The 901-nt window shown below is 62.3% G+C and carries 1 pseudogene; it reads left to right on the forward strand.

The features are described 5' to 3' along the window. Positions 1–219 (forward strand): annotated as a pseudogene (locus AWB78_RS42815) (IS91 family transposase); the annotation flags it as partial. Positions 220–901 lie beyond the last annotated feature (682 nt).

Consider the following 901-nt stretch of genomic DNA (forward strand, 5'->3'; position numbering starts at 1 on the left):
GCCACCTGCCGGCGGTTGCTCGGCGTCGAGCCACCCGCCGCGGCGTCACCCGCCCCCGGCGAAGACTACCGTGACCGTTACCTGCGGCTCACCGGCAAATCACTGCGCGAGTGCCCCATGTGCGGCAAAGGCCACATGGTCCGCATCGAAGGCGCGCTCCGTGACGACACGCCTGGCATCCTGCCGCGGGCGCCGCCCGACCCGACCCATGTGCACTGACCGGCACCCATACCACCCTCGAGCACGTTGGCCATCCCCGATGCGGCCAACGCGACCGGACTCGTGCTTCCGGTTCCCTGGCACAACACAATCCCGCGAATCTCCGCATTCCCTGCCCACCGACGCTGGCAATTCCGCTGTCTTCGCGCGACGGGCCCCGCCAGCGGCCTGCGCCACCCGTACGCCGGGTATCGCCAATTACCGCGACGATCATTCAATGCCCATAGACGCCAGCGTCGGTGGAGCGGTTTAGCACAAACATTTTTTTGATTACCGATCGCGGACTGGCCCCGACCGGTCTGTTCACGCGTCCGTAGCCGTGATCGCCAACCAAAAAAATCTCTGCTCTTTGCGACGTTCAATCCATCGAATCCGCGCATCCTACTGCCGCTGCTCCTTGATCCGCCCAGTTTCCGGGCAATGTGCCCACGTTGCAAATACCGTCAGGTCCGCCTGACGACGAACTTCACTGGGTGAAAAGATTGGAGTCAGGGTAAACGCTAACCACCGAGGAACAACTCTTCGCTCGGGCGATTATCCGGTTTGGGTCTTTGGCAGGTCCGGACACGGCACCTTAGGAACGAGTGAGAAATAACTTCCCGGCGGTGCTGGGTGGTGGGAAGCGGCACTGTTAAGATGCAATGGATCCGGAGGATAGACGATGCAGGCTGGTTACAGGGCT

The organism is Caballeronia calidae, from assembly GCF_900044055.2.
Taxonomy (GTDB): domain Bacteria; phylum Pseudomonadota; class Gammaproteobacteria; order Burkholderiales; family Burkholderiaceae; genus Caballeronia; species Caballeronia calidae.